At 61.6% G+C, this 6195-nt stretch carries 4 protein-coding genes and 1 pseudogene; 3 read left to right on the forward strand and 2 right to left on the reverse strand.

Annotation, left to right across the window (positions count from 1 at the left end; genetic code table 11):
- A pseudogene (locus VNZ93_RS05680) lies at positions 1 to 213 on the forward strand (hypothetical protein); the annotation flags it as partial.
- Here the strand turns inward: VNZ93_RS05680 and VNZ93_RS05685 are convergent.
- Complete coding sequence (locus tag VNZ93_RS05685; RefSeq protein ID WP_325701311.1) at positions 210 to 1277, reverse strand: maleylacetate reductase; 1068 nt, start codon at positions 1275 to 1277, stop codon at positions 210 to 212. The pseudogene VNZ93_RS05680 and the gene VNZ93_RS05685 sit on opposite strands and share 4 nt — an antisense overlap.
- Before the next feature lie 263 nt (positions 1278 to 1540).
- Here VNZ93_RS05685 and VNZ93_RS05690 point away from each other — a divergent pair, with 263 nt between their 5' ends.
- Positions 1541 to 2812, forward strand: a complete 1272-nt coding sequence (locus VNZ93_RS05690) for an MFS transporter (RefSeq protein WP_325701315.1) — start codon at positions 1541 to 1543, stop codon at positions 2810 to 2812.
- Between the two features lie 303 nt (positions 2813 to 3115).
- Positions 3116 to 5101, forward strand: a complete 1986-nt coding sequence (locus VNZ93_RS05695) for a putative bifunctional diguanylate cyclase/phosphodiesterase (RefSeq protein WP_325701318.1) — start codon at positions 3116 to 3118, stop codon at positions 5099 to 5101.
- Positions 5102 to 5126: 25 nt separating this feature from the next.
- On the opposite strand, the gene VNZ93_RS05700 is transcribed toward VNZ93_RS05695, so the two are convergent.
- The gene (locus VNZ93_RS05700; RefSeq protein WP_325701321.1) at positions 5127 to 6122 is read right to left on the reverse strand and encodes a hypothetical protein; all 996 of its coding nucleotides are present in this window, start codon (positions 6120 to 6122) and stop codon (positions 5127 to 5129) included.
- Positions 6123 to 6195 lie beyond the last annotated feature (73 nt).

Here is a 6195-nt window from a genome sequence, read left to right on the forward strand (position 1 = left end):
GCGCCCAAGGGATACAAGGGTGAGCTCGTCAACATGGACCTGAGCGGCGACGCGAGCATCGGGCACGGCACCATCGACAAGTCGGAAAAACTGCATGACCTTGTGGTTGCAAAGATCATGAAGGTCGCAGTCGGCCCGTCACCACGGAAACGGCCCGCCACTGGCAAGTCGAAGGCTTCCGCGATTGTCCCGTCTTCGACGCCGCGCATCTAGTTCAGCGGCTTCGGCGCCTCGCCGGCCCACGCTGCTGCAATGAGTGCACGGACGGCGCCGCGCTCAATCGGCTTCGGATTCCAGTAAGGATTCTGGACCGCAAGATCTGCAGCGCGGTCGATCCCGGATTCCGGCATGCCAAGCGATTTCAGGCTGCGCGGGCTGCCGAGCCGGGCGGCCAGTGCGGTCAGCGCGGATGTCCCGTCCTGTCCGCCGAGTGCGCGCGCGACGGCGGCGTCGGCATCAGGCGCGGCTTTGGCGTTGTACGCCATGGCGTAAGGCAGGATGACCGTATGGGTGTCCGCGTGCGGCAGATCGAACGCGCCGCCAATGACGTGGCAAAGCTTGTGATGCAGCGCCATGCCGACGGACCCAAGGCATACGCCGCACAGCCAGGCGCCATACAGCGCCTCAGAGCGCGCATCGAGGTTCGTTGGATCGTTCACGATTGCGGGCAGAGCGCGCCCCATGGCAGCGATGGCCTGCTCGGCCATCATCGAGATGACCGGGTTGCGGTCTTCCGCATAGAGCGCCTCGACCGCGTGCGCGATGGCGTTGGTGCCTGATGTCACGGTCAGGCGTTGCGGCAGGCTGAGAGTGAAATCGACGTCGTAGATGACGACCTCCGGAAGGACCTTCAGCGTGCGTTGGGTGACCTTCACCCCGTTCTTGGTCTCGCCAATGATCGGCGTCACCTCCGAACCGGCATACGTGGTCGGGACCACGATCTGGGTGAGGTCGGTGCGCAGCGCGATCGCCTTGCCGAGGCCGGTCGACGATCCGCCGCCAAACGATATCGTGCAATCCGCCCCGCATTCCTGAACCTTGTTCAGGGCTCGTTCGGTCACGTCGGTCGGGGTGTGCATGGCCGCTTGCGTGAAGGTCCCCGCCGCCAGTGAACCAAGCGAGGCCGCGATCGGCGCCAGTGTTTCCGCCTGCTCCGGTGTGCTGAGAAGCAAGGCGCGATTGCATCCGGCCCGTTCGATCTCGGATTTCAGCCGGGAGATCGTCCCGCTTCCGAAAATCACGCGGGACGGGAGGGCGTTGTAGACGAAAGACTGCATGGCACCGCGCTCAGGTTCTGACGAAGGGGCGATCCTCCTCTAAGCATCTGAGGATCTTCTCTCAATTATCTGCTTCCGGATCGCCGCCATAGTCAAAATTGTGCCGCTTTCTGCGCGCGCGCCAAAATTGGTGTGCTCCGGGCCGGAAAAGCCTTCGAATTTCAGTGCTTTGATTTGCCTTAATGTTGCGGCGTGGAGGCCCCGACTCACTTATGAATCGTCACAGCAACGTCCTGATCGAGGGGCGCACGGAGAAGTTGCGAATGACGGCGGCCACAATGACCAAACCCATCAACGTGGTACCGCGCTGGCGCGCTGTGGCGGCGGCTTCTGTCGGTAACGCACTCGAGTGGTTCGACTTCGTCATCTACGGCTTCTTCGCCGGTACCATGGCGAAGCTTTTTTTCCCGACCGTGAATGAGACGGTGTCGCTGTTGCTTGCACTCGCGACGTTCGGAGTGACGTTCTTCATGCGGCCGCTTGGTGCGATCGTGATTGGCAACTACGCCGATCGCAACGGACGCAAGGCGGCCTTCACACTCACGATTTTCCTGATGATGATCGGTACGACGATCATCGCCGTTGCTCCGACCTATGCGGCCATCGGAGTTTTTGCACCGCTGCTCATCGTTGCTGCGCGGATGATCCAGGGCTTTTCCGCGGGCGGTGAATTCGGGAGTGCGACCGCATTCCTTGCGGAGCAAAATCCGGAGCAGCGAGGGCTTTTCGCGAGCTGGCAGTTCGCGAGCCAGGGCATCACGACAATTCTCGCCACCGCCATAGGCGTTTCTCTGACCTCGATCCTGTCGACAGCGCAGATCGAGAGCTGGGGATGGCGTGTTCCTTTCCTGATCGGCCTGCTGATCGGACCGGTGGCCTATTACATCCGGCGGCACGTCGATGAGACGATGGAATTCCAGTCGATGCAGGTCTCGACTTCGCCGCTTCGCGAAGCTCTGTCCGACAGCAAGAAGCGGCTCCTCGTTTCACTTGGCGCCGTCGTGCTCTGCACCGTCGCGATGTACACCGTGCTCTTCATGCCGACCTATGCGACCCGGCAACTCGGTTTGACCGCCTCAGGCGGCTTCCTCGGCGGACTGCTGACCGGCGTCATTCAGGTGGCATTGATTCCGGTCTTCGGCGCAATGTCGGATCGCGTCGGCCGATTGCCGATCGCGTTCCCGGCGGCCTTGGGCACGCTGGTACTGGTCTATCCGCTTTTCTCGTGGCTCGCGGCGGCGCCGACCCTGCAAACTCTTCTGATCGCGCAAGGTGTCATCGGTGTGTTGTCGGCAGCATATATGGGGCCGCTCGGCGCAATGATGTCCGAGTTGTTCCCAGCTCGGATGCGGACCACGGGGCTGTCGATCAGCTACGCATTCGGCGTCGCGATCTTTGGCGGCTTTGCACCGTTCATCAACGCATGGCTGATCGAGGCTACCGGAAGCAAGCTCGCTCCGGCGTTCTACCTCATGTTCGCGAGTGCCATCAGCCTTGTGGCTTTGGTCTTCGCCCGCCGGCTGGACACCAGGTAAACACCGCGCGCCGTCCGGCAATTGATCTTGTTCCATCTTGAGACGCGCATGTCGCGCCACGCCGGTATCGTTAATCGAAACCTGCGCGCGATGGTTAATTTTCTCTATCCGGACTGATCAAGGCCCTGCACTGGCGCTGTGTAATGGTTCCGGCGCTAAGATTCTGTTTTCCGAATTGATCGACAATTGGCCGTGTAACGCTGGAATGCGGTCTTTACCGCTCTGAAAGGCCTGTTCCTTAACAAGTTCACCGCACAATGCCGGTGAGAAGCGGGCAAAACTGCCCGATCGGAACGCGCTTTCATGGGGCTCGCGGCAGCCATATCCCGCTTTGTCGACCGCGTGAACGGATCGGTCCCCGACCCGGTCTTGCATTTCGAACTCGTGCGCGCGCTTTACGGCGCAACGAGCACGGCAAAGCCGTTGTTTATCGCGACCGCTGCTGCAGCGGCTGTGACCGCCGTTGCCTGGGCGCTCAGCGGAGATCTCGTCTTCGGGTTGATCTCGGCAGGATTCCTGCTGATCGGGGTCGCGCGCAGCGCTGCCGCCAGTTTCTATCATCGCGTCGAGCATGATCCGGATGATATCGCAGCCCTGAAGCGCTGGGAGTTGATCGCGCTGCTCGGCGCGTGGGCGTTCTCCGGTCTTGTCGGGATAGCAGGGGCCTATGCTGTCACCGCTCATCCCGGCAGTGACATCGAGATTCTCGTTGGCTGCTGCGTCATTGGCTACATCGCCGGCGTTTCGTCACGTAACGCCAGCCGTCCGCTGATCACGATCGGTCAGGTCAGCTTCACATGCGTGCCGTTCACCCTGGCGCTGATCATGCGCGCCGACGTCGCGCATATGGTGCTCGCGACATTCATCGGTGCGCTGTATCTTGGAACGATCGTCATCTGCCGAAGCGTCTACGACAATCTGGTGTCGCGCCATCAGGCCTTCCGGCGGATCGAAACGCTCGCACAGCGCGATGCGCTGACCGGCCTCTGGAATCGTGCCGCCTTCCTCAGTCTGCTGGAAGGGCGGTTCTCTGCGCCCGTCCGCGGTGAGATTGCGCTCATTGCGATCGACCTCGACCGGTTCAAGGACATCAACGATACGCTGGGTCATCCGGTCGGCGACGCCGTCCTGCGTGAGGCTGCGGATCGTATTCGTGCTGCGCTTCGGCCGGGCGACGAAGTTTCGCGTGTCGGCGGCGATGAGTTTCTCGTCCTGCTGGTTGGGCCGCGCGCGCTCGATATGGCGGCTGTGTCACGTGACATCCTGAACAAATTCACGGATGCGTTCACGGTTGAAATGACGCGAAGCGTCTGTGGTGCGAGCATAGGCTGCGCGCTTGCGCAGCGTGAATCCACGATGGATGCGTTGCTTCGGAACGCCGACCTCGCGCTCTATGAAGCCAAGCGATGCGGTCGCGGGCAGATCGTCGAGTATACCGGAGAGCTTTCGCGCGAGTATGAAAGCCGCGTCGCACTGGAGCATGACCTGCAGCGGGCGCTGAGCAGGGGAGAGCTGGATGTCGTCTACCAGCCGATCGTCGATCCGCGCTCCGGACGTGCGATTGCCTGCGAAGCCCTGTTGCGCTGGAACCATCCGGAACTCGGTCCGATCGCGCCGGATGTCTTTATCCCGATCGCAGAAGCGACTGGCCTCATCGTCTCGATCGGGTCCTGGGTCCTGACGAAAGCCTGCGTCGAAGCGACCCACTGGAGCCCGGACATCAAGGTGTCCGTGAACCTCTCGCCGGTTCAGTTCCGTCACGGTCGCGAAATCATCGAGCGGGTCAGCGCCGCGCTTTCCGAATCCGGACTTGCGCCAAACCGGCTCGATCTCGAGATCACCGAATCGGTCTTCATCGATGACAATGCGGCGACCCTTGGCATTCTGGATGAATTGCGAAGCATGAAGATCGGCATTTCTCTCGACGACTTCGGGACCGGCTTCGCGTCGCTTGCCTATCTGAACGACTTCCCGTTCTCCAAGATCAAGATCGACCGCAAATTCTCGCAGAAGATCGATGAATCGCCGCGCACCTCGGCAATCGTCAACGGCACCGCGCAGATCGCGCGCGAGCTTCGCATGGAGTGTATCGCCGAAGGCGTCGAGACCGAGATCCAGCTTCAGCGCCTGCGAAGCTTCGGCATCAACGCGATTCAGGGCTATCTGTTCAGCAAGCCGCTACCGGCGCGGCAGCTTCGCAGTCTGATCAAGGAGCCGATCTTCCCGGTCTCGGCGACCCTCACGCAGGAGCGCCCCGGTCAACGGCCGCGCCGCAAGGTCGCATCCTAGTCGGAGCGACCTTGCGTTCGTCCGCCTAGTTGGCGGTCAGGAGCCGTTCAAGGACCGCCATCCGCATGAATTTCGACAGGCGTACCTGCTCGAAATACATCGCATTAGGCAGCATGTCGCATGACGGATCGATCTCATCGAAGCGCGGCAGAGGGTGATAGAGCTGGGCGCTCGATCCGAGCCGCTGGATCTTTTCCGCCGTGACCGCAAAGTGCTTCGGCGTGAAATGAGGCGACACATAACCCGATGCCGGCGGCTCGCCGATGGCAGACATGTCGTAAGGCGCCATCATGACCGCATCACATTCGACCAGCGCGGTATCGATATCGCTGACGACGCGCAACCGGATCTGGTATTCGGCCAGGGTGGATTCGAAATCCTCCGGAACCGGGTAGTGCGGGGGCGGGCAGAAGACGATCTCCCGCGGCGCCTCGAAACGCAGCAACTGGACGAGGGACCGAACCACGCGGCCGCGCGGGTCGCCACCGAACGCAATGCTCTTGCCGCGCAGCGTCCCAAGCCCGCGACGCATGGCGTGGATATCGATCAGGGCCTGGCTTGGATGTTCGTTCCATCCGTCGCCGGCGTTGATCACCGGTGCGACCGAAGTCGCAGCCATCCGCGCCGCTGCCGCGCATTCGTGATGCCGTACGACGATCGCGTCGGCCAGACGCGACACAACAGCGGCGCAATCCTCCAGGGATTCGCCGATGCTCGCATTGGTGCGCGAGGCCGACATGTCCTCCATGCCGATGCAATGCGCGCCGAGGGCAACGGCTGCTGACTCGAAGCCGAGCCGCGTGCGCGTGCTCGACTGAAAGAACAGTAGCGCAACGGTACGTCCGAACAATTGCTGACGGGGCGCAAGACCGGACTCGAAGTCGTCCGCCGCCTGACAGAAATCGTCCACATCATCGATTGTGAGGTCTCGTGCGCTCAGGAGATGCCGAAGTCGACCGGAGCGCGATCGTTCACGCGGGCTCTGAACAAGAGCCGGCGACGCAACAGACATGTACGCCATTTTGGTTACTGCCCCACCGCATTTGAGGTAAGGAATTGTTAACCTATACGCGTAGCCAAGTAAATTTGCCGAC

Source organism: Pseudorhodoplanes sp., assembly GCF_035565795.1.
Taxonomy (GTDB): Bacteria; Pseudomonadota; Alphaproteobacteria; order Rhizobiales; family Xanthobacteraceae; genus Pseudorhodoplanes.

Bases quoted from the DNA above. Each gene is read 5' to 3' on its own strand.
- VNZ93_RS05685 (WP_325701311.1), bottom strand. From the start codon at position 1,277: ATGCAGTCTTTCGTCTACAACGCCCTCCCGTCCCGCGTGATTTTCGGA.
- VNZ93_RS05690 (WP_325701315.1), top strand. From the start codon at position 1,541: ATGACGGCGGCCACAATGACCAAACCCATCAACGTGGTACCGCGCTGG.
- VNZ93_RS05695 (WP_325701318.1), top strand. From the start codon at position 3,116: ATGGGGCTCGCGGCAGCCATATCCCGCTTTGTCGACCGCGTGAACGGA.
- VNZ93_RS05700 (WP_325701321.1), bottom strand. From the start codon at position 6,122: ATGGCGTACATGTCTGTTGCGTCGCCGGCTCTTGTTCAGAGCCCGCGT.